Raw genomic sequence first — 19493 nt, forward strand, 5'->3', positions numbered from 1 at the left:
CGGCCCCGGTTTCCGCAAAGGGCTCCATGCGGCGGGCGCGCCGCCGCGGCCGCCAGCGGAACCGTCTTCCCCGTCAGGCGAGTTCCGCAGCGGCCGGGATGAAGGGCAGGCCGGGACCGGCGACGCCCTTGGCGTTGAGCACGGCGCGCAACACCGCCGCCGCGGTCACACGCGCCGCGAGCACCGAGAGCGCCATCATGTTGCCCGGAAGGCCGCTCTTGCCGGTCGCCAGCGCGAACATGGCGTCGCCGTCCCACATGGTGTGGACGGGCTCGATCGTGCGCGCCAGCCCGTCGTGCGACACCTGGGCGAGCCGCCGCGCCTGGGCCTTGGTCAAGGCGGCGTCCGTCGCAACCACGCCGATGGTCGTGGCCATGCCCGGTTGCAAGGCGGGCGGCAGCTCGCCGCGCAGGATCGCGTCCGCCGCGCCCAGCCTGCGCCGCCCGTCCTCGGTCCGCGACCCGGCGAGCACGGCGCCGGTCGCCGGGTCCACCACGTCGCCCACCGCGTTCACGGCGACGATCGCGCCCACCGTCACCCGGCCCGCCCGCACCGCCGCGGTGCCGATGCCGCCTTTCATGGCGCGGGAAAGGCCGAACAGCTTGCCCACCGTGGCGCCCGCGCCCGCGCCGACGGAGCCCTCGGCCGGCGCCTCGGCCGACGCCGCCTCGCAGGCGCGGTGGCCGGCGGCGGCGTCGGGGCGGACGCGGTGGTCGCCGACGCCGAGGTCGAACAGGATGGCGGCGGGGACGATCGGCACCCGGGCGGGACCGGCGGGAAAGCCGATCCCGCGCTCCTCCAGCCAGCGCACGACGCCCGCCGCGGCGTCCAGCCCGAAGGCGCTGCCGCCGGACAGGAGCACGGCATGCACCTTGTCCACCAGGTTGGACGGGTCGAGCAGGTCCGTTTCCCGCGTGCCCGGGGCCGCGCCGCGCACGTCGACGCCGCCGGTCGCGCCCTCCTCGGCGAGGACCACGGTGCAGCCCGTCGGCCGCCGGTGGTCCGTGAAGTGGCCGACCTTCACGCCCGGCACGTCGGTGATGGCGCCGCCGAGGAGGCGCGGCCCCGCGGCTTGGCCTTGCGCGTGGGCCAGGAGGCCGCCGTCGCCGGGCAGGGCCGCCGCGCCCAGCCCGAGCGCGGACCCTGCCGCGAGCTTCCTGCGGTTCATGCTCCCTCCTCGCCGCTCCCCCGTTTCGTCGAGCGACCCCGGCGCGCGGTCACTCGGCCGCGGTCGCGTAGGGGATGTTGCGGCCGCCGTAGCGGCGGACGCGCACGTTGGCCTGCTCGGCGTGGTCGGCGAAGCCCTCCAGCATGCACAGCCGCGAGCAGTACTCGCCTACCATCGCTGAGGCCGCGTCGGTCAGCACGCGCTGGTAGGTGCAGGTCTTGAGGAACTTGCCGACCCAGAGCCCGCCGGTGTACCGCGCCGCCTTGCGCGTGGGCAGGGTGTGGTTGGTGCCGATCACCTTGTCGCTGTAAGCGACCTTGGTGCGCGGGCCGAGGAAGAGCGCGCCGTAGTTGGTCATGTTTCTCAGGAGATAGCCCAGGTCGCGCGTCATCACCTGGACGTGCTCCAAAGCGATGCGGTCGGCTTCGCGCACCATCTCCTCGTCGGAGTCGCAGACGATTACCTCGCCGAAGTCGTCCCATGCCTTCCGCGCCGTCGCCGCCGTGGGCAGGATCGAAAGCAGGCGCTCCACCTCCGCCATCGTCTCCTTGGCGAGCCGCTTGGAGGTGGTGAGCAGCACGGCGGGGCTGTCCGGGCCGTGCTCGGCTTGCCCGAGCAGGTCCGTGGCGCAGAGTTCGGCGTCCACCATCTCGTCGGCGATCACCAGCGTCTCCGTAGGGCCGGCGAACAGGTCGATTCCGACGCGTCCGAAGAGCTGCCGCTTCGCCTCGGCCAAACGCGCTGTCGGGGCCGACCAGCATGTCCACCGGCGCGACCGCGCGGGTGCCAAGCGCCATGGCGCCGACGGCTTGCACGCCGCCGAGGCAGAAGATCCCGTCGGCCCCGGCCAAGTGTTGGGCGGCGACGATGGCGGGCGCGGGCCGCCCCTGGAAAGGCGGTGCGCAGGTCACCACACGGGGCACGCCGGCGACCTTTGCAGTGATGACCGACATGTGCGCGGAGGCGAGGAGCGGGTACTTGCCGCCGGGCACGTAGCAGCCGACGGAGTTGACCGGGATGTTCTTGTGCCCGAGCACGACGCCCGGCAGCGTTTCGATCTCGATGTCCCGGAGGGCGGCCCTCTGCTGCTCGGCGAAGTTGCGCACCTGTTCCTGGGCGAAGCGGATGTCCTCGATGTCACGGGCCGAGAGCTCCGAGAGGCACGTGCGGACCTCCGCGTCGGTCAGCCGGTAATCGGCGCGGTCCCATTTGTCGAAACGGACCGACAACTCGCGCACGGCGTCGTCGCCGCGGTCGGCGATGTCGGCCAGTATGCGTTCGACCGTCGCCCGCACCTTCGCGTTGTCTTCGGCCGCGGCGCTCGCGTCACGACCCCGCTTCAGATAACGCGCCATGCCTCCCTCCCTGCATAAGCGTCCGCAAGGGCCACTGGCCCCCGGACGCGTCAACCGATGTGTTGTCCGCTCAATCGCCGTCGAGCATCGGCAGGTCCAGGCCCTCCTCTCGCGCGCAGGCGATGGCGTCGTCGTAGCCGGCGTCGGCGTGGCGCATGACCCCGGTGCCGGGGTCGTTGCGCAGCACGCGGGCGAGGCGGCGGTCCGCGTCCGGCGTGCCGTCGCAGACGACCACCATGCCGGCGTGCTGGCTGAACCCCATGCCGACCCCGCCGCCGTGGTGCAACGACACCCAGGTCGCGCCCGAAGCGGTGTTCAGCAACGCGTTGAGCAGCGGCCAATCGGACACGGCGTCCGAGCCGTCGCGCATCGCCTCCGTTTCGCGGTTGGGCGACGCCACCGAGCCGCTGTCTAGGTGGTCGCGGCCGATGACGATCGGCGCCTTCAATTCGCCGCTGGCCACCATGGCGTTGAAGGCACGGCCGAGGCGGGCGCGGTCCTTCAGCCCGACCCAGCAGATGCGTGCCGGCAAGCCTTGGAAGGCGATCCGCTCGCGCGCCATGTCGAGCCAGGTGTGGAGGTGCAGGTCGTCTGGGATCAGCTCCTTCACCTTGGCGTCGGTCCGGTGGATGTCCTGCGGGTCGCCGGAGAGCGCGGCCCAGCGGAAGGGGCCGACGCCGCGGCAGAACAGCGGGCGGATGTAGGCGGGCACGAAGCCCGGGAAGCCGAAAGCGTCCGAAACGCCTCGCTCCTTGGCCATCTGGCGGATGTTGTTGCCGTAATCGAGCACGGCGGAGCCTTGGCGCTGGAACTCCAGCATGGCCCGCACCTGCGCCGCCATCGAATCCTTCGCGGCCTCCACAACGGAGGCGGGGTCGCGCTCCCGGCGCTCCCGCCACTCCGCCATGCCCCACCCCGCGGGCAGGTAGCCGTTGAGCGGATCGTGCGCCGAGGTCTGGTCGGTGACGCAGTCCGGCACGACGCCGCGCTCCAGCAGCGCCGGGTAGACCTCGGCGGCGTTGCCGAGCAGCGCGATCGAGCGGGGCCGGTTGCCGCCGCGCGCCTCGTCGAGCAGGCGGAGCGCCTCGTCCAGCGAGGCCGCCTTGGCGTCGCAGTAGCGGGTGCGGATGCGGAAATCGATGCGGCTCTCGTCGCACTCGACGCAGACGGTCGAGAAGCCCGCCATGGTGGCGGCCAGCGGCTGCGCCCCGCCCATGCCGCCGAGTCCGCCCGTGAGGATCCAGCGGCCCTGCGCCCGGCCGCCGAAGTGTTTCTCTGCCACCGCGCAGAACGTCTCGTAGGTGCCTTGGACGATGCCTTGGCTGCCGATGTAGATCCAGGAGCCGGCCGTCATCTGGCCGTACATCATCAGCCCCTTGCGGTCCAACTCGTTGAAGTGCTCCCAGGTCGCCCAATGCGGCACCAGGTTGGAGTTGGCGAGCAGCACGCGCGGCGCGTCGACGTGGGTTTCGAACACGCCCACTGGCTTGCCGGACTGCACCAGAAGGGTCTGGTCGTCCTCCAACCGGCGCAGCGTCTCCAGGATGCGGTCGAAGCTTCCCCAGTCGCGCGCGGCCCGGCCGATGCCGCCGTAGACGACCAGCGCCTCCGGGTGCTCCGCCACTTCGGGGTCGAGGTTGTTCTGCGCCATGCGGTACGCGGCTTCCGTGAGCCAGCTCTTGCAGGCGCGCTCGGTTCCGCGCGGCGCGCGCACGACCCTGTTGGACAGACGGTTGCCGGTCATCGGACGCCTCCTCGGTCCAAGGTTCGCCCGGCCGGCCGTGCCCGCTGCGGCACGGCGCCGGGGACGGCCCTCACGCCACGATCTCACCTCCCAGCACGCGCTGCCAGAGGCGCGGCGCCATGGGTTCGTAGACGAGGGCGTTGGGGTGCGGCACCGACCACAAGGCGAGGTCGGCGTCCGCGCCCCCGGCCAGCACTCCCCGCCGGCCGGCGAGGCCGAGCGCGCGCGCCGCCTCCCGCGTGATAGCGGCGAACGCCTCCTCCACCGTCAGCCCGAACAGCACGCACGCCATGTTGGCCGCCAATCGGAGCGATGCGAAGGGCGAGGTGCCGGGGTTCAGGTCGGTGGCGACCGCCATCGGCACGCCGGCCCGGCGCAGCGCTTCGACGGGCGGGCGTTGCGTTTCGCGCAGGAAGTAGAAGGCGCCGGGCAGCAGCACCGCGCAGGTGCCGGCGTGCGCGAGCGCCTCGACACCCGCCTCGTCGAGGTACTCGACGTGGTCCGCGGAGAGCGCGCCGTGGGACGCGGCCAAGCGGCTGCCGCCGAGGTTCGAGAGCTGCTCCATGTGGCCCTTGACCGGCAGGCCGAGCTCGCGGGCGCGGCCGAACACGCGCGCGCACTGTTCCGGCGAGAAGGCGATGCGCTCGCAGAACACGTCCACCGCGTCCGCCAGCCCTTCGGCCGCGGCGGCGGGCAGGATGGCGTCGCAGACGTGCGACACGTAGTCGTCGGCGCGGCCCTCGAACTCGGGCGGCACGGCGTGGGCCGCGAGCAGTGTGGTTGTGGCCCGGACCGTTACCAGCGAAGCCACGCGCCGCGCTGCGCGGAGCTGCTTCAATTCGTCGGCGAGGGTGAGGCCGTAGCCGGACTTGATCTCCACCGTGGTCAGCCCTTCGGCGAGAAGAGGCGCGAGCCGCTCCGCCGCCGTCCGCGCCAACTCCTCCTCCGAAGTCGCGCGCGTGGCCCGGACGGTCGCGCGGATGCCGCCGCCGCCGGCCGCGATCTCCGCGTAAGAGGCGCCGGCGAGCCGCCTTTCGAATTCGCCCGCCCGGTCGCCGCCCCAGACGAGGTGCGTGTGGCAGTCGACGAGGCCCGGCGTCATCCAGCGCCCGGCAGCGTCCACCGCCTCCTCGCCCGATGCCGGCCGCCAATCCCGCATCGGCATTACGGCCTCGATCCGCCCGTGCCTGGTGCGCAACGCGTGCGGACCCTCGAGCGCGCCGTACGGGTGGCCGGATGACGGGTCCATCGTCGCCAGCCGCGCGTTGATCCAGCTACGCGCCCGCGCCTCGGTGGTGCCCATTCGGCCGTCCCCTCGGAAACCGGACCTGCGACAGCGCCGCCGCGACGGTCCATGCCGATGCGTCCGAACATTCCGCCGGCCCGTGCGATGGCCGGGATTGCGGCCCCCGGCCGGCCGCGGCCGGACCGCGCGCCTCGGCTCCGTCGCGCCCGAGCGTCTGTTTCATGGCACTGCGGGCGAAGCGTATGCGGCGCCGCCGGCTCCATCAAGGAGCCGTCTTGCCGCGCGGCGCCCCTTCACGAACACCGGGGCCGGGCCGGGCCGGGCCGGGCCGGCGCTGCCGGCTGCGCGCCGGCAAGGCGCCTCAAGCGCCCGAAACGCCGGCTTCCCGGGTGAGCCCCGGGAAGTCCCGGCGGAGCGCCTCTTCGCTTGGCATGTCGTCGCCCGCGAAGCGCGCCAACGCCCGCGCGAGGTCGGCCGGTTGCAGCGGCGGTTCCGCGCCGGTGTCCGCGCGTGCGAAGCGCATCAATTCCAGCACCATCGCCCGCTCCGGCAAGGCCAGGAGCCGGGCCACCTCCGCCCCGCTCGCGTCCTGCAAGCGGGCCTGCTCGCTGTCCAATGCCTCTATCGGCAGCCAGCCGCTCTCAGGTTCTTTCGCCATGCACGGTCAACGCACGGCCGGCGCCGGAGTGCCGGCGCCGTCACACGTGCTGGCCGCCGTTGATGTGGATCTCGGCCCCGTTGATGTAGGACGACGGCCCCGTGCAAAGGAAATGGATGGTCTCGGCCACCTCGCGCGCGTCGCCGAGGCGGCGCATCGGCACGTCGTGCTTGATGATCTCCTCGGTGCCGGGGGAGAGGATCGCCGTGTCGATCTCGCCCGGCGCTATGGCGTTCACCCGGACGCCGTGCGGGGCGAACTCGTGCGCCATTTCCCGCGTCAGCGCCGCCAGCGCCGCCTTCGATGCGGCGTAGGCGGTGCCCGCGAAGGGGTGTACGCGTGACCCCGCGATGGAGGTGACGTTCACGATCGAGCCGCGCACCCGCCGCAACTCCGGGAACAGGGCGCGGGCGAGCAGCGCGGTCGAGACGATGTTGACGTTGAGCACGGTCGTCCACAGGGCGGCGTCGCTCGCCCGGACCCCCAAACGCGCGCCGTTCTCGCCCTTGGGCGATATCCCCGCATTGTTCACGAGCGCGTGCAGCGCCCCGTCGGGCAAGCGCCGCCGCACCTCCGCGGCCAGCGCCTCGATCCCGTCGAGGTCCGCCAAGTCGGCCTGGAGGTGGCTTTCGCGCGCCATGGGCCAGCGGCACTCCTCGGAGAAGGGCTGCCGCGAGACGGTGAGGATGCGCCAGCCCCGTTCCTGAAACAGCTTCACCGTGGCGTGGCCGATGCCGCGGCTGGCGCCCGTGAGCAGCATGTAAGGCTGCGCTTGCGGCATGGGTCCATCCTCCTGCGAGACGCTCTCAACAGCGAGGCTAGCACGCGCCCGGGGCCGCCGCTCTAGCCTTGCTCCGGCCGGGGCAGGCGGAAGACGCCGCTCGCCCGCAACGCCGCCTCCCCGCGCACCCTGAACACGCCTTGGACGAACATGGTCGTGCGGGTCCGGCGCAGGAGGTCCACCTCCGCCTCCAGCCAGGACCCGAGCGGCACCGGTGCCAGGAAATCCTGCGCTAAACTGATCGTAATAAAGAATCCTCTCACCCCGGCCTGCTCCAGCCCGCCGATGCCGAGCACCACGTCGGTCAGCGCCGCCAGCATCCCGCCGTGACACATGTCCTTAGCGTTGCAATGCCGGGGCTCGACCAGAAGGCCGAAGGTGGCGCGCCCGGCGGCGTCGCGCCGCACGTAGATCGGCCCGGCCGCCTCCATGAAGCCGCCGCCGACGGGCCTTGGCACGAAGCCGTGAGGAATTCCGTCCGACGATGGCGTCGGGTGTGGCCGTTCGATCATGTGGATGGTGTTCACCTTGAGGGACGCCGTGGTCGGCACCCGGGCTTACACGACGGCCTGCCTCCCGGCGATGCCGGGCGCTTGACGCCGGCACCCGGGCCGACCCTGAATGGTGGTAACAGGAATGGATTGGCGCCTGTCTAGCCGCCGGCGGGTGGGCTGGATCACCGCGGAACGGCGGAACCGGCGTTCAAAACTCAGCCGCCACCGGCCGGCTCAAAGGCCGGCCGGCCGGGCAGGCGCCGCGCAGCGAAGGGAGAGGACATGCCGCAGGTCACCTACATCGAGCACGACGGCACCGAGCACCGGGTCGCGGTGGAGGAGGGGCTCTCCGTCATGCGCGGCGCGGTGGACAACGGCGTGCCCGGCATAGACGCCGATTGCGGCGGCCAGTGCGCCTGCGCCACCTGCCACGTCTTCGTGGACGAGGCGTGGTTCGCCAAGACGGGCGACAGGGGCGAGCAGGAGGAGAGCATGCTCAGCTTCGCCGCGGCCACGCAGCCGAATTCGCGCCTGTCGTGCCAGATCGAGATGACGGCGGAACTCGACGGCTTGGTGGTCCGGCTCCCCGAGGCGCAGCACTGACCGCGCCGCCGAGAAACGCAGGGAAGGGACGGAATCGATGAACGCTCCGGTCAACGTGGACCACGAGGCGCTGGCGCGGAGCCTGCCCCTCGACAAGCTCGACGTCAGCGACCCGGCCCTGTTCCGGGACGACGTCTGGATGCCCTACTTCCGCCGTCTGCGGCAGGAGGACCCGGTGCACCACACGGCCGAGAGCCTGTTCGGCCCGCACTGGTCCATCACCAAGTACAACGACATCATGAAGGCCGAGCTGGCGCACAAGACGCTGTCCTCGGACTCGTCCTACGGCGGCATCACCATCCGCGACCGGCCGGCGGACCTGCGCCTGCCCATGTTCATCGCCATGGACCCGCCGCAGCACGACGAGCAGCGCAAGGCGGTGCAGCCCATCGTGGCGCCGGGCAACCTGGCGAAGCTCGAGGGCGTCATCCGCGAGCGCGTCTGCCGCATCCTGGACGGGTTGCCGCGCGGAGAAACCTTCAACTGGGTCGACCACGTCTCCATCGAACTGACGGTGCAGATGCTGGCGACCCTGTTCGACTTCCCCTTCGAGGACCGCCGCAAGCTCTCCTACTGGTCCGACCGCGCCACGGCCTTCCCGATGCCGGGCGGCATTATCGAGACCGAGGAGCAGCGCGAGGAAGTCTTCGCCGAGTGCCTCGCCTACTTCACGAACCTCTGGAACGAGCGGGTGAACGCGGAGCCGCGCCCGGACCTGGTCTCCATGCTCGCGCACGCCGAGGCGACGCGGAACATGACGCCGCGCGAGTTCCTCGGGAACCTGATCCTGCTGATCGTCGGCGGCAACGACACCACGCGCAATTCCATCAGCGGCGGCGTGCTGTTCCTCGACCAGAACCCGGGCGAGTTCGCCAAGCTGCGGGCGAACCCGGGGCTGATCGAGACCATGGTGCCGGAAATCATCCGCTACCAGACGCCGCTGTCGCACATGCGCCGCACCGCGGTCGCGGACACCGAGATCGGCGGCAAGCTCATCCGCAAGGGCGAGAAGGTCGTCATGTGGTACATTTCGGGCAACCGCGACGAGGAGGCGATCGAGGAGCCGGACCACTTCATCATCGACCGCAAGCGCCCGCGCCAGCATCTGTCCTTCGGCTTCGGCATCCACCGGTGCGTCGGCAACCGGCTGGCCGAGATGCAGCTCAAGATACTCTGGGAAGAGATCCTCGCGCGCTTCCCGCGCATCGAGGTGGTGGGCGAGCCGCAGCGGATCTACTCGTCTTTCGTCCACGGCATCACCGACCTGCCGGTCCGCATCCCGGCGAACTGAGGCGGCGGTTCAGCCGGAGCGCGCCGCGCCGGAACGGACGACGAGGTCTCGCGCCTTCGGGATCTCGTCGGCGAGGAAGCGCCCGAGGGCCTCGGCGCCCATGTCGTCCCACAGGACGGTGCCGGTGCCCTCGAAGTACTCCCGCACAGCCGGGTCTTTCAGCGCCGCCTTCGCGGCGGCTTCGAGCCTGGCGACGGCCGCGGGCGGCGTGCGCGCCGGGACGAAGAGGGCCGCCCAGGGCACCAGCTCCACGCCCGGCACGCCCGCGGCGGCGAGGGACGGGACGCCCGGCGCGATCGGCACAGGGTCCCCGGACGACAGGCCGAGGGCGCGGAGCCGGCCCTCCCGCACGTGCGGCATGGAGGTGAGCGGGAAGTCGAACATCGCGTCCACCCGCCCCGCGATCACGTCCTGCAACGCCCCGGCGGGGTTGGCGTAGGGCACGTGCGTCATGCCGATTCCCGCCGCCCCTTGCAGCATCACCGCCAGGAGGTGCGAACTCGTGCCCACCCCGGTGGAGGCGTAGCTCAGCGCGTCCGGCCGCCGCCGCGCCTCCTCGACCAACTCCAGCACCGTGCGCCACGGCCGGGCGGCGCCGGTCACGAGCAGATTGGGCGACGCGCCGAGGCCGTGCACCGGCGCGAAGTCCCGTTGCGGGTCGTAGCGCAGGCCCGGCTGCATGGCCGGCGCCACCGCGTGGGTGTTCTGCGAGCCGTAGAGCATGGTGTGCCCGTCCGGCGCGGCGCGGGCGACGGACTCGGTCCCGACGATGCCGCCCGCGCCGGGCCGGTTCTCCACCACCACCGGCTGCCCGAGCAGGGCGCCCAGCTTCGGCGCCGCGATCCGCGCCCCCGTGTCGGTGATGCCGCCCGGCCCGGCGGGCACCACCCAGACGACCGGCCGCGTCGGGAAGCCCTGCGCCTCCGCGCCGCGCCCGGCGAGGACGAAAGGCGCCGAGAGGGCGGCCCGGCGCGGAAGCGCGGTAGCCATCAGTTGGCCCGCACCCCGCCGCCGCCGCCCGAGCGGGCGATCAGCTCCCGCGCGCGCGGGACCTCCTCGGCCAGCACGCGCCGCATGTCCTCGCCGCTCTTGTCGGCCCAGCGGATGGTGCCGGTCCGGTCGAACATCTCCACCACCGCCGGGTCGCGCATCGCGGCGGCCACCGCCTCCGCCAACCGTGCCACGACCGGCGCCGGGGTGCGCGCGGGCGCGTAGACGCCGGCCCAGCCCATCATCTCGGCGCCCGGCAGGCCGGCCTCGCCGATGGTCGGCACCTCCGGCGCGACCGCCAGGCGCTCCGTCGCCGTCACCGCCAGGGCGCGCAGCCGCCCCTCCCGCGCGTGCGGCAAGGAGGTGAAAGCGTAGTCGAACATGACGTCCATGCGGCCGGTGGTCAGGTCGTTCAACGCCTGCTGGAAGCCGGCGTAGGGCACGTGGGTCATCCGCACGCCGGCCACCACCTGGAACAGCTCGCCCGCCATGTGCTGCCCGGTGCCGATGCCGGTGGAGGCGTAGTTGATCCGGTCCGGATGCGCCTTCGCGTGCGCGACGAGGTCGGCGACGCTGCGGACGGGGAGCGCCGGATTGGCCACCAGCAGGTTCACCGCCGCGCCCAGGCCCCAGACGGGCACGAAGTCGCGCTCCGGGTCGTAGCGCAGGCTGGGGTAGAGCAGCGGCGCGACGGCGTGCGTGTTCTGCGTGCCGTAGAGCAGGGTGTAGCCGTCGGCCGGCGCGCGCGAGGCCTGCTCCGTGCCGATGGTGCCTCCGGCGCCCGGCCGGTTGTCCACCACCACGGGCTGGCCGAGGTTGGCGCCCATCTTCTGCGCGATCAGCCGCGCGGTGGCGTCGGTGATGCCGCCGGCGGCGAAGGGCACGACCCAGGTGACGGGCCGCGCCGGGAAGGCTGCGGCCTGCGCCAGGGCGGGCGAGGGCAGGGCGAGCACGGCGGGCAGCGGCACGGCGCCGAACAACAGGCGACGCCGCGTGGTGGCAGTGGTCGTCATCCGTGGACTCTCCGGTCCGTTTCCCGCCGCCGCTGCTCGGAGCGGCGGTCCGGAGAGAGTAGCCCCGTTCCGGTCAGCGCGCGAGTTCGCGCGTCATCGCCTCCACGCCGGCCAGCGTCAGGGGGAACATCCGGCGCTCCATCAACTGCCGCACCATGCCGGTGGAGTGGTACCGGCCCCAAACCTCCTCCGGCATCGGGTTCAGCCACGCCGAACGCCGGAAATGCCCGAGGAGGCGCCCCATCCAGACGCTCCCCGGCTCCTCGTTCCAGTGTTCGACGCTGCCGCCGGGCTGGGCGATCTCGTAGGGGCTCATGGCGGCGTCGCCCACGAAGATCAGCTTGTAATCCGGGCCGTAGGTCCGCAGCACGTCCCAGGTGGAGACCGTGCTGCCCTGCCGGCGGCGGTTGTCGCGCCACAGGCGCTCGTAGGGGCAGTTGTGGAAGTAGAAGTGCTCCATGTGCTTGAACTCCGCCCGCGCGGCGGAGAACAGCTCGGCGCACTCGCGCACGTGGTCGTCCATGGAGCCGCCGATGTCGAGCAGCAGCAGCACCTTCACCCGGTTGTGCCGCTCCGGCACCATCTTCAGGTCGAGCGAGCCGGCGTTGTTGGCGGTGGCGCGGATGGTGTCGGGCAGGTCCAGCTCCGTCGCCGCGCCCTGCCGCGCGAAGCGCCGCAGCCGGCGCAGCGCGACCTTCATGTTGCGGGTGCCGATCTCCACGTCGCCGTCGAGGTCGCGGAACTCGCGCTTGTCCCAGACCTTCACCGCGCGCCGGTGCCGGCTCTCCTCCTGGCCGATCCGCACGCCCTCGGGGTTGTAGCCGTAGGCGCCGAAGGGCGAGGTGCCGCCGGTGCCGATCCACTTGCTGCCGCCCTGGTGCCGGCCCTTCTGCTCGGCCAGGCGCTGCTTCAGCAACTCCATGAGCTTCTCGAAGCCGCCGGCGGCCTCGATCGCAGCCTTCTCCTCCTCCGTCAGCAGCTTCTCCGCCACCTTGCGGAGCCACTCCTCCGGGATCTCCTGCCGCGGATCACCCTCCGGCGGCTCCAGCCCCTTGAACACCTCGCCGAACACGCGGTCGAAGCGGTCGAGGTGGCGCTCGTCCTTCACCAGCGCGGCCCGACTCAGGTGGTAGAAGTCCTCCACGCTGTAGTCCGCGACGCCCTCCTTCATCGCCCGCAGGAGCGCCAGGTACTCGGTGATGGAGGCCGGCAGCCCGGCCTGCCGCAGCGCGAGGATGAAGGTGGCGAACACGGCGGGCGCTAGCCCCTTTGGCGCCGGGACAGGAAGGCCAGCCGCTCGAACAGGTGGACGTCCTGCTCGTTCTTCAGCAACGCGCCGTAGAGCGGCGGGATCGCCACCTTCTGGTCCTGGGTGCGCAGCGCCTCCACCGGCATGTCCTCGATCATCAGCAGCTTGAGCCAGTCCAGCAGCTCGGAGGTCGCGGGCTTCTTCTTCAGCTCGTTTACGCCGCGGACTTGGAAGAAGACGTTCAGCGCCTCCCGCGCGAGGTCGCGCCGGATGTCGGGGAAGTGCGCCTGGACGATGCGCTCCATCGTCTCGCAGTCGGGGAAGCGGATGTAGTGGAAGAAGCAGCGGCGCAGGAAGGCGTCCGGCAGCTCCTTCTCGTTGTTCGACGTGATGACGACGATCGGGCGGTGCTTGGCCTTCACCTGCCGCCGCGTCTCGTAGACGAAGAACTCCATCCGGTCGAGTTCGAGCAGCAGGTCGTTTGGGAACTCGATGTCGGCCTTGTCGATCTCGTCGATCAGCAGCACCACCGGCTCAGGCGCCTCGAACGCCTCCCACAGCTTGCCGCGGACGATGTAGTTGCCGATGTCGTGGACGCGCTCGTCGCCGAGCTGGCCGTCCCGCAGGCGGGACACCGCGTCGTATTCGTAGAGGCCCTGCTGCGCTTTGGTGGTGGACTTGATGTGCCACTCGATCAGCGGGTGGCCCAGCGCCCGCGCCACCTCCTGCGCCAGCACGGTCTTGCCCGTGCCGGGCTCGCCCTTCACCAGCAGCGGCCGTTGCAGCGCCACGGCGGCGTTCACCGCCACCTCCAAGTCGCGCGACGCTATGTAGGTCTCGGTGCCCTTGAACCCGGCCACGCCCTTCTCCCCGCCTCGGTCCCGGCCGAAGGTGAGGCCCCGGCCGGGATCGGGCAAGGTCAGGCCTTGGCCAGCCCCGCGGCCTTCATCGCGTCCCCGAGCGACTTGTCGGCCGCCTCCAGGTGCCGCGCGAAGCCCGCCGCGTCGGCGTAGGTGAGTCCGAAGCCGCGGGCGTTCATGAACTCCTTGTACTCGTTCGAGTTGAACACCTTGCCGAGCGCCGGCTCCATCGCCGCCTTCACCTCCGCCGGCAGCCCGTTGGGCCCGGCGATGCCGCGCCACGCGCCGTTCTGGTAATCGATGCCTATCGCCTCCTTCAGCGTCGGCACGTTCGGGAAGGCGGACAGGCGCTCCGGCCCCATCACCGCCAGGCTGCGCGCGCGCCCGGCGTCCAGCATGGCCCGCGCCTCCGGCACCGAGCAGGTGGTGAAGTCGATGCCGCCCGCCGCCAAGTCCTGCATCGCGGGCGCCGCGCCGTTGGAGGGCACCCAGCGCACGTGGTCGGCCTTGAGGCCCATGGCGCCTAGCCACCCCGCGAGGCACAGGTGCCAGATGCCGCCCTGGCCGGTGCCGGACGCCTTGAGCTGCCCCGGCCGGCTCGCCTTGATGGCGTCGGCCAGCGCCTTGACGTCGCGGTGCGGCGAGCCGTTGTTCACCTGCACGCCCGCCGGGTCGTTGTTCATCAGCGAGAGCGGCGTGTAGTTGCGGTAGGTGATCTCCGTCAGCCCCTGCCAATGGAGCATGCAGATCTCGGAGGTGAGCATGCCGAGCGTGTACCCGTCCGGTGCCGCTTGGGCGATCGCGGCGTGGCCGACCACGCCGGAGCCGCCGGTGCGGTTCACCACGTTGAAGGGCTGCCCGAGTTCGCGCTCTAGCAGCTGCCCGACGATCCGCACCACCGCGTCCGTGCCGCCGCCGGCGGCCCAGGGGCAGATGAGCTGCACCGGCCGGTTCGGCCACCGCGCCTGCGCCAGCGCCGGGCGGGCGAGGGGCGCGACGGCGGCTGCGCCGAGCAGCGTGCGGCGCGGGATGCGGGTCATGGGCGAGTCCTCCGGTCTTTTCGTTGCTTCTCTAGCTATCCCGCGGCCTTGGCCGTCGGCAAGCCCGGCCCGCGCGCCTTCCGCCACAGCCAAACGCCGAGCGGCCAGAGCAGCGCGCCGAAGGTCATGGCCGCCAGCACCCCCGCGACCGGCCGTTCGAAGAAGGGCAGCACATCGCCATCGGACTTGATGAGCGAGGTGACGAGGTTCTGCTCCACCATGGTCCCCATGACGATGCCGAGCACCATGGCCGCCACCGGGTAGCCGTTGCGCTCCATGACGAAGCCCAAGCACCCGAAGACGGCCACCAGCAGCACCGCGAACAGGTTGTTCCCCGTGGCGAAGGCCCCCACGGCGCAGAGCAGCAGGATCACCGGCATGATCCCCGCCAGCGGCGCCCGCAGCACCCGCGTGGCGATGCGGATCATCAGAATGCCGAGTGGGATCATGATGATGTTGGCCAGGATGAAGATGATGTAGAGCGCGTACATGCTGCTCGCCCGCTCGGTGAACAGCGTCGGCCCGGGGTTCAGCCCCTTCATGTAGAGCACGCCGATGGCGATGGCGGTGATGGTGTCGCCGGGGATGCCGAACAGCAGCGACGGCACCCAGCCGGAGGCCAACGAGGCGTTGTTGGACGCGCCCGCCTCCACCAGCCCCTCCGGATGGCCGGTGCCGAACTTCTCCGGCTCCTTGGAGAACTTCTTGGCCATGGCGTAGCTGACCCAGGCCGCCATGTCCGCCCCCGCGCCGGGCAGCACGCCGATGATGACGCCGATCAGGTTCCCTCGCCACATCGGCAACTGGTACTTCTTGGTCAGCGCCCACTGGCCCTTCAGGATGCTGCCGAAGCGCCGCTCCGGCACCGGCGGCGCGGGCGGCCGGGTCAACGCCCGCATCACCTCCGCGAGCGCGAAAACTCCCACCAGCGCCGGCACCGCCTCGATCCCGCCCAGGAGGTCCGGCACGCCGAAGGTGAAGCGCGGCGTGCCCGCCGGGTTCTCCATGCCGATGCAGGACACCAAGAGGCCGAGCAGCATGGCGGCGATGGCCTTCACCGGCGAGGAGCGCGCCACCAGCGTCGCGCACATCAGCCCGAGCAGCGCCAGCCAGAAGTACTCGTAAGTGGAGAAGGACAGCGCCATCTCCGCCAGGATCGGCGCCATCAGCACGAGCGAGAGCGTGCCCACGATGCCGCCTATGGCGCTGAACCATAGCCCTGCGCCGAGCGCCACCTCCGGCTGGCCCTTGCGCGTCATGGCGTAGGCCTCGTCCGTGTAGGCGGCGGAGGCCGGCGTTCCGGGGATGCGGAGCAGGCACCCGGGTATGTCGCCCGAGAAGATCGCCATGGCGGAGGCGGTGATGATGGTCGCCACCGCCGCGATGGGCGAAAGGTGGAAGGTGACGGGCACCAGCAGCGCCGTCGCCATGGTGGCGGAGAGGCCGGGGAGGGAGCCCACCACCAGCCCGTAGACGGCCGAGGCGGCGATCGCCACCAGCACGTCCGGCGCCGCGACCAGCCGCAGCGCTTCCAGCATCTCGCTCATGCCGCCGCCCATGGCGCCGGCAGCAGGCCAGCCGGGAGGGGCACCCGCAAGAGCTTGTAGAAGACGAGATGCACCAGCAGCGGCGCCAGGATCGCCAGGGGCAACGCCAACCGCCAGCGCGCCCCGAAAGCCAGGGCGGTGGCCAGCACCATCGCCGCCGCCGTGGGCAGGAAGCCCAGCCGGTCCACCGCGAGCACGTAGAACACCAGCAGCAACGGCGGCAGCAACGCCCGCAGCCCGGCGAAGCGGGGCGCCCCGGCCGCGTCCTCATCGGGCGCCTCGAATCCGCGCCCGATCCCTAGCGCGATCAGCGCGCCGCACAGCACGAGCCCGCCGCCGATCAGCATGGGGAAGGCCGCCGGGCCGACGTCCTGCCCCGGCACCGCCGGCAGGCGCGAACCCGCGTAGGCCGCGGCGGCGCCGAGCAGCACCAGCACCCCGCCGGACACCCTGTCGGGCAGCCGCATCCGCCCCGCTCCCTTTCCCGTGCGGCTTCCGCCGCTCGCGGGCAGCATGTATCCCTTCAGCCCGCCGCTCAATGGCAAGGAACCGCACCATGGCGACAGCGCCCGATCCCGTGAGCTGCTTCCCCGTCCCCGCCTTGTCCGACGTGCCGGACGACATCCGCGGCCGGATGCTCGCGGTGCAGGAGAAGGCCGGCTTCGTCCCGAACGTCTTCCTGCTGCTCGCCCGCCGCCCGGCCGAGTTCCGCGCCTTCGTCGCCTACCACGATGCGTTGATGGACAAGCGCGAAGGGCTGACCCTGGCCGAGCGCGAGATGATCGTGGTCGCCATCAGCGCCGCCAACCAGTGCCAGTACTGCGTGGTGGCGCACGGCGCGATCCTCCGCATCCGCGCCAAGGACCCGACCATCTCCGAATTGGTCGGCGCCAACTGGCGCAAGGCGGACAACGTCACGCCGAAGCAGAAGGCCATGCTGGCTTTCGCCCTCAAGGTGGCGCAGGAGGCGCACCTGGTCTCGGAAGCGGACCGGCAGGCGCTCCGCGACGCCGGCTTCGGCGAGGAGGAGATCTGGGACATCGCCGCCATCGCCGCCTTCTTCTCCATGTCCAACCGCCTCGCCAACGCGACGGAGCTGCGTCCGAACCGCGAATTCCACCCCATGGGCCGCGGCTGAATGGACCAGGCGGCGCCGCGGTTCCACGCCCTGCTGGGTTCGATCGAGGGCACCGAAGCGGGGCTGGAAGGCGTCGGTTACGTCGCCAACCGGCGGGCCGCGACGGCCCTCTACCTCGCCCACCACCTGCGCAAGCCGATCCTGGTGGAAGGCCCGGCCGGCGTGGGGAAGACCGAGCTGGCGAAGAGCGCCGCCGCCTGGCTCGGCCTGCCGCTGGTGCGGATGCAGTGCTACGAGGGGCTCGATGAGAGCAAGGCGCTGTACGAGTGGAAGTACGGCAAGCAACTCCTCTACACGCAGATCCTCAAGGACAAGCTGGGCGCCGCGCTCGGCGAGGAACCCGGCCTGGATGCCGCGTTGGAGAAGCTGCACGGCTTCGGCGACTTGTTCTTCTCCGAACGCTTCCTCGAACCGCGCCCGCTGCTCCGCGCCCTCCGCGAGCCGGGAGGCGCCGTGCTGCTGGTGGACGAGGTGGACAAGGCCGACCAGGAATTCGAGGCCTTCCTGCTGGAGATCCTGGCCGACTACCAAGTCAGCGTCCCCGAGATCGGCACCGTGCGCGCCGCCGTGCCGCCGCTCGTGGTCCTCACCTCCAACAGCACGCGCGACCTCGGCGACGCCCTGAAGCGCCGCTGCCTCCACCTCCACATCGGCCTGCCCGACGCCAAGCTGGAGGGCCGCATCCTGGCCGCGCGCGTGCCCGGCATCGAGGCGTCGTTGCGGCGCCAGGTGGTGCGCTTCGTCCAGGAGCTGCGGACCCTCGACCTCCGCAAGCTGCCTTCGGTGAGCGAAACCATAGACTGGGCGCGGACCGTGGTTCTGCTGCACGCCCGCGAGCTGGACCCGGAGATGGTCCGCGGCACGCTCAACGTGCTGCTGAAGTTCGAGGCCGACATCGAGGCGGCCGAAGTCCGTCTCGGCGACCTGCTCCGGGCCGCGCGGCGGGAAGCGGAGATCCGCCCGGCCGCCCGATGACCGCGCCGCTGCTGGATTTCGTCCGGGCCGCCCGGAGCGCCGGCCTGCGCGTCTCGCCGGCGGAGAGCATCGACGCGGCGCGCGCCCTGGAGCTGGTCGGGCTCGCAGACCGCGAATGCCTGCGCGACACGCTCTCCCTCGTCCTGGCCAAGACGACGGACGAAAAGGCGCGCTTCGACATCTGCTTCGACCGATTTTTCAGCCGCGGAAGCTTCGCGGACGTCGCGCCCGCCCCGCCGGACGCCACCGCCCCGGCCGAAGGGCTCCAGCCCGAAGGCGGTTTCGGCGAGGGCATGGGAGGGGGCCTCGCCGCCATGCTCCGCGACGGCGACCGCGCCGGCCTGGCGGCGGCGATGGAGGAAGCCGCGGCGGAAGCGGGCCTGTCCGAGATCGCGGTCTTCACCCAGGTCAACCTGTACACGCGCCGCATCCTGGAACGCATGGGCCTGGACGCACTGGAGCGCGAGATCGCCCGGCTAGGCGAAACCCCGCAAGGCGACGCCCTCCGCCGTCGGCGCGACTGGCTGCGCGGCGAGGTGCGGGGCTTCGCGCAGCAGAACCTGCGCCTCTTCGCTGAGGGCGAGGCCGAGCGGCAGCGCGAGCGCCGCTTGGCGGCCACGCGCCTCTCCGCCATAGACCCCCGCGACAGGCAGCGGATGCGGGCGCTGGTCCGCGCCATGGCCCGCCGCCTCGCCGCTCGGTACGGCCGCAAGCGCTGGCGCTCCCGCCGCGGCCAGCTCGACGCCCGCCGCACGCTCCGGCGCAACATGGGCTGGGGCGGGGTGCCGTTCCGGCCGGTGTGGAAGCGCCGCCGCGTCGAGAAGCCGCGTCTGGTCGTCCTCTGCGATGTCAGCGGCTCCGTCGCGGCCGTGGCGGAGTTCCTGCTCCTGTTCCTGCACTCGCTGAACGAGGCGCTGTCGGGCCTGCGCTCCTTCGCCTTCTCCGGCGACCTCGTGGAGGTGGGCGCCATCCTGGAACGCCACCCCATCGAGCGCGCCATCCCCGAGATCATGGACCTGGTCGGCTTCGGCTCCTCCAACTACGGCCGATCGCTCGCGGCCTTCGAGGCGGGCTTCGCGCGGACGCTGGACCGCCGGACAACCGTCATCGTCTTGGGCGACGGCCGCGGTAACCGCACCGATCCGCGGGTGGACGTGCTCCAACGCATCGCCGAGCGTTCGAAGCAGGTCATCTGGCTGAACCCGGAGCCCCGCACGGTCTGGGGCACCGGCGACTCCGACATGCTCCGCTACGCGCCCCACTGCCGGGTGGCCGCCACCTGCGCCACCCTCGGCCAGCTCGAACGCATCGTCGCCGGCCTGCTCCGCGACGGCGCCTGAC

General features: G+C 71.8%; 19 protein-coding genes and 1 pseudogene. 5 read left to right on the plus strand and 15 right to left on the minus strand.

What is annotated here, in order from left to right; genetic code table 11:
* Positions 1 to 73 precede the first annotated feature (73 nt).
* From ABD067_RS14735 to ABD067_RS14770, 8 genes and pseudogenes are all read right to left on the minus strand, one after another.
* Positions 74 to 1168: a P1 family peptidase gene (locus tag ABD067_RS14735; RefSeq protein ID WP_343896101.1), complete on the minus strand. Its 1095-nt coding sequence runs from the start codon at positions 1166 to 1168 to the stop codon at positions 74 to 76.
* A gap of 49 nt (positions 1169 to 1217) precedes the next feature.
* Positions 1218 to 1904, minus strand: a complete 687-nt coding sequence (locus tag ABD067_RS14740) for a histidinol dehydrogenase (RefSeq protein ID WP_343896102.1) — start codon at positions 1902 to 1904, stop codon at positions 1218 to 1220.
* Positions 1905 to 1962: 58 nt separating this feature from the next.
* Positions 1963 to 2523, minus strand: a pseudogene (locus ABD067_RS14745) (histidinol dehydrogenase); the annotation flags it as partial.
* Between the two features lie 70 nt (positions 2524 to 2593).
* Entirely contained in the window at positions 2594 to 4267 is a 1674-nt protein-coding gene (gene hutU, locus ABD067_RS14750; RefSeq protein ID WP_343896103.1) for a urocanate hydratase, read from the minus strand.
* 70 nt (positions 4268 to 4337) lie between these two features.
* Entirely contained in the window at positions 4338 to 5570 is a 1233-nt protein-coding gene (gene hutI, locus ABD067_RS14755; protein ID WP_343896104.1) for an imidazolonepropionase, read from the minus strand.
* Between the two features lie 304 nt (positions 5571 to 5874).
* Positions 5875 to 6171, minus strand: coding sequence for a hypothetical protein (locus ABD067_RS14760; RefSeq protein ID WP_343896105.1), 297 nt, complete (start codon positions 6169 to 6171; stop codon positions 5875 to 5877).
* A gap of 40 nt (positions 6172 to 6211) precedes the next feature.
* The gene (locus ABD067_RS14765) at positions 6212 to 6952 is read right to left on the minus strand and encodes an SDR family NAD(P)-dependent oxidoreductase (protein ID WP_343896106.1); all 741 of its coding nucleotides are present in this window, start codon (positions 6950 to 6952) and stop codon (positions 6212 to 6214) included.
* A gap of 62 nt (positions 6953 to 7014) precedes the next feature.
* The gene (locus tag ABD067_RS14770; protein ID WP_343896107.1) at positions 7015 to 7503 is read right to left on the minus strand and encodes a PaaI family thioesterase; all 489 of its coding nucleotides are present in this window, start codon (positions 7501 to 7503) and stop codon (positions 7015 to 7017) included.
* Positions 7504 to 7728: 225 nt separating this feature from the next.
* On the opposite strand from ABD067_RS14770, the gene ABD067_RS14775 reads away from it, so the two are divergent.
* Both ABD067_RS14775 and ABD067_RS14780 read left to right on the plus strand, forming a co-directional pair.
* The gene (locus ABD067_RS14775; RefSeq protein WP_343896108.1) at positions 7729 to 8049 is read left to right on the plus strand and encodes a 2Fe-2S iron-sulfur cluster-binding protein; all 321 of its coding nucleotides are present in this window, start codon (positions 7729 to 7731) and stop codon (positions 8047 to 8049) included.
* A gap of 37 nt (positions 8050 to 8086) precedes the next feature.
* Positions 8087 to 9340, plus strand: coding sequence for a cytochrome P450 (locus ABD067_RS14780; RefSeq protein ID WP_343896109.1), 1254 nt, complete (start codon positions 8087 to 8089; stop codon positions 9338 to 9340).
* Between the two features lie 9 nt (positions 9341 to 9349).
* Here the strand turns inward: ABD067_RS14780 and ABD067_RS14785 are convergent, their stop codons facing one another.
* From ABD067_RS14785 to ABD067_RS14815, 7 genes are all read right to left on the minus strand, one after another.
* Positions 9350 to 10330 (minus strand): Bug family tripartite tricarboxylate transporter substrate binding protein, encoded by a 981-nt coding sequence (locus ABD067_RS14785; protein ID WP_343896110.1) that lies wholly within the window; start codon positions 10328 to 10330, stop codon positions 9350 to 9352.
* A complete protein-coding gene (locus tag ABD067_RS14790; protein WP_343896111.1) occupies positions 10330 to 11343 on the minus strand; it encodes a Bug family tripartite tricarboxylate transporter substrate binding protein in 1014 nt (337 codons plus the stop codon). Before ABD067_RS14790 ends, ABD067_RS14785 begins: the two co-directional genes overlap by 1 nt.
* Before the next feature lie 73 nt (positions 11344 to 11416).
* A complete protein-coding gene (locus ABD067_RS14795; RefSeq protein ID WP_343896112.1) occupies positions 11417 to 12595 on the minus strand; it encodes a vWA domain-containing protein in 1179 nt (392 codons plus the stop codon).
* An 8-nt stretch (positions 12596 to 12603) separates the two neighbouring features.
* Positions 12604 to 13452, minus strand: coding sequence for an AAA family ATPase (locus tag ABD067_RS14800; RefSeq protein ID WP_343896113.1), 849 nt, complete (start codon positions 13450 to 13452; stop codon positions 12604 to 12606).
* A 59-nt stretch (positions 13453 to 13511) separates the two neighbouring features.
* Positions 13512 to 14492 (minus strand): Bug family tripartite tricarboxylate transporter substrate binding protein, encoded by a 981-nt coding sequence (locus ABD067_RS14805; protein ID WP_343896114.1) that lies wholly within the window; start codon positions 14490 to 14492, stop codon positions 13512 to 13514.
* Between the two features lie 35 nt (positions 14493 to 14527).
* Entirely contained in the window at positions 14528 to 16039 is a 1512-nt protein-coding gene (locus ABD067_RS14810) for a tripartite tricarboxylate transporter permease (protein WP_343896115.1), read from the minus strand.
* Positions 16036 to 16506 carry a tripartite tricarboxylate transporter TctB family protein gene (locus tag ABD067_RS14815; RefSeq protein WP_343896116.1) on the minus strand — a complete coding sequence of 157 codons (471 nt, stop codon included), beginning with the start codon at positions 16504 to 16506 and terminating at the stop codon, positions 16036 to 16038. Before ABD067_RS14815 ends, ABD067_RS14810 begins: the two co-directional genes overlap by 4 nt.
* An 89-nt stretch (positions 16507 to 16595) precedes the next feature.
* Between ABD067_RS14815 and ABD067_RS14820 the strand changes: the two genes are divergently transcribed.
* From ABD067_RS14820 to ABD067_RS14830, 3 genes are read left to right on the plus strand one after another with little or no spacing between them, the layout of a single operon-like run.
* Positions 16596 to 17177, plus strand: a complete 582-nt coding sequence (locus ABD067_RS14820; protein WP_343896117.1) for a peroxidase-related enzyme — start codon at positions 16596 to 16598, stop codon at positions 17175 to 17177.
* A complete protein-coding gene (locus ABD067_RS14825; RefSeq protein WP_343896118.1) occupies positions 17178 to 18152 on the plus strand; it encodes an AAA family ATPase in 975 nt (324 codons plus the stop codon).
* Positions 18149 to 19492, plus strand: coding sequence for a VWA domain-containing protein (locus ABD067_RS14830; protein ID WP_343896119.1), 1344 nt, complete (start codon positions 18149 to 18151; stop codon positions 19490 to 19492). Before ABD067_RS14825 ends, ABD067_RS14830 begins: the two co-directional genes overlap by 4 nt.
* The last annotated feature ends 1 nt before the right edge of the window (position 19493 follow it).

Origin of the sequence: Craurococcus roseus (assembly GCF_039523795.1) — a bacterium.
GTDB lineage: Bacteria > Pseudomonadota > Alphaproteobacteria > Acetobacterales > Acetobacteraceae > Craurococcus > Craurococcus roseus.

Excerpts from the sequence above, each read along its gene's own strand:
- hutU (WP_343896103.1), bottom strand. The coding sequence starts at position 4,267 with ATGACCGGCAACCGTCTGTCCAACAGGGTCGTGCGCGCGCCGCGCGGA.
- ABD067_RS14810 (WP_343896115.1), bottom strand. The coding sequence starts at position 16,039 with ATGAGCGAGATGCTGGAAGCGCTGCGGCTGGTCGCGGCGCCGGACGTG.
- ABD067_RS14805 (WP_343896114.1), bottom strand. The coding sequence starts at position 14,492 with ATGACCCGCATCCCGCGCCGCACGCTGCTCGGCGCAGCCGCCGTCGCG.
- ABD067_RS14825 (WP_343896118.1), top strand. The coding sequence starts at position 17,178 with ATGGACCAGGCGGCGCCGCGGTTCCACGCCCTGCTGGGTTCGATCGAG.
- ABD067_RS14775 (WP_343896108.1), top strand. The coding sequence starts at position 7,729 with ATGCCGCAGGTCACCTACATCGAGCACGACGGCACCGAGCACCGGGTC.
- ABD067_RS14735 (WP_343896101.1), bottom strand. The coding sequence starts at position 1,168 with ATGAACCGCAGGAAGCTCGCGGCAGGGTCCGCGCTCGGGCTGGGCGCG.
- ABD067_RS14820 (WP_343896117.1), top strand. The coding sequence starts at position 16,596 with ATGGCGACAGCGCCCGATCCCGTGAGCTGCTTCCCCGTCCCCGCCTTG.
- ABD067_RS14765 (WP_343896106.1), bottom strand. The coding sequence starts at position 6,952 with ATGCCGCAAGCGCAGCCTTACATGCTGCTCACGGGCGCCAGCCGCGGC.
- ABD067_RS14790 (WP_343896111.1), bottom strand. The coding sequence starts at position 11,343 with ATGACGACCACTGCCACCACGCGGCGTCGCCTGTTGTTCGGCGCCGTG.
- ABD067_RS14830 (WP_343896119.1), top strand. The coding sequence starts at position 18,149 with ATGACCGCGCCGCTGCTGGATTTCGTCCGGGCCGCCCGGAGCGCCGGC.
- ABD067_RS14785 (WP_343896110.1), bottom strand. The coding sequence starts at position 10,330 with ATGGCTACCGCGCTTCCGCGCCGGGCCGCCCTCTCGGCGCCTTTCGTC.
- ABD067_RS14780 (WP_343896109.1), top strand. The coding sequence starts at position 8,087 with ATGAACGCTCCGGTCAACGTGGACCACGAGGCGCTGGCGCGGAGCCTG.
- hutI (WP_343896104.1), bottom strand. The coding sequence starts at position 5,570 with ATGGGCACCACCGAGGCGCGGGCGCGTAGCTGGATCAACGCGCGGCTG.
- ABD067_RS14760 (WP_343896105.1), bottom strand. The coding sequence starts at position 6,171 with ATGGCGAAAGAACCTGAGAGCGGCTGGCTGCCGATAGAGGCATTGGAC.
- ABD067_RS14815 (WP_343896116.1), bottom strand. The coding sequence starts at position 16,506 with ATGCGGCTGCCCGACAGGGTGTCCGGCGGGGTGCTGGTGCTGCTCGGC.